The organism is Clostridium boliviensis (assembly GCF_033342255.1).
Lineage (GTDB): Bacteria > Bacillota > Clostridia > Lachnospirales > Lachnospiraceae > Lacrimispora > Lacrimispora boliviensis.
Map to the genome: position 1 here is coordinate 1 of NZ_JAWONS010000306.1, position 1,239 is coordinate 1,239.

A 1,239-nucleotide genomic window follows, 5' to 3' on the forward strand; every position below is an offset into this window, starting at 1 on the left:
TTCGGATTTATTGACATATCGAGGAATCTCCGACAAGGTGACCCACTCCCGTTCTGGGAGTCGCCAAGGAGGAGCGGCCATGACATCCATCTGAACAATCTGGATCTCCTCTGTCAGGATGTACCGCCCCTCCTCCTCGTTCCATTGGAAGAGATAGTCCGGATCCGTCGGAGCCATCCAAGTGGCCCCAGATTCCTCGTACCACTCGGATAGCTCTTCCGGATCCTTAATTGTCCCGCTTTCCATCACCTCCACCGCTACAAATTCATCGTAACTTATCCCCGTCAAATCCTCATACTCCTGTTGACACCTGCAAGAAAGTTCTTTATCTCCCACTTCTGGCTTGATGTGCCAGACAGAGTGAACAATTTCTTCGCCGCACGTGCAAAAGACATAGATGTCATAAAAAGTTTTCATGCTTATCTCCCCTTCCGGATTTTATTTTGTACCATCATTGGTACGCTTTTATTATACTGTACCAAAGATGGTACAGTCAAGAGAAGAAAAAGAAAAATGCAGGCTATTTTTTGCCTGCTTAGCATCCCGGTTACCCCTCTTTTTCATCGGGTATTCACCTGCATCAAGCTTGCGAAATACGATCTCAAGAAATCTTTGCCGAGCTTCCCGAATCACCTTTTCAAACTGTGGGCCTTTGATTACCCGTACTTTCCTCTGTACTTTCTTTTCGAAAGTGTTCCCTTTCAATCTCCTCCCAGGTCAGCCCCAGCATTTCCCCAAGACCGAGGAAAAGCCGGTCCACTCCTCGCGGGCCTGCTGAAAGCCCAAAGCGCCGCCTCCAATACCACAGAACAAATGAAGGGCGGTGAATTTCACGCCCTCACCCCCTTGAACTTTGTTCAATTATAGTATAGCTCTCCCCTGAACAAAGGTCAAGTTTTTTGGAGAAAAAATTGCGGTCTTTCTTGACGTCCAAATCGTCCGTGTCCGCCAACCTCGTCCAATGTTCCACTCGACTAATATTTTTAGCCATCTACCTACATTTTAAGGCTAATTTATTTAGTCGTCAAGGGATGTTACAATACAATAAAAGGGAGGAGATGCGAATGAAGAAAATTCGGTCAGGCCTTAAAGAGCTCGCCCAGAAAAGGGGAATCTCCATCCGTCAAATAGCCAGGGAAATTGATATGGAGAAGAGTTGGGAATCCGTCCGCAGATTTGCAAACAACGAAACAAGCATGTATTCCCGAGAACTTTTGGAAAGGCTAATCAACCACTATG

At 46.4% G+C, this 1,239-nt stretch carries 2 protein-coding genes; both read right to left on the reverse strand.

Annotated elements, in window-relative coordinates:
• A partial coding sequence (locus RZO55_RS21650; protein ID WP_318066345.1) for a hypothetical protein occupies nucleotides 1–417 on the reverse strand: 417 nt, incomplete at its 3' end.
• 51 nt (nucleotides 418–468) lie between these two features.
• Nucleotides 469–705: a hypothetical protein gene (locus RZO55_RS21655; protein WP_318066346.1), complete on the reverse strand. Its 237-nt coding sequence runs from the start codon at nucleotides 703–705 to the stop codon at nucleotides 469–471.
• Nucleotides 706–1,239: the final 534 nt, after the last annotated feature.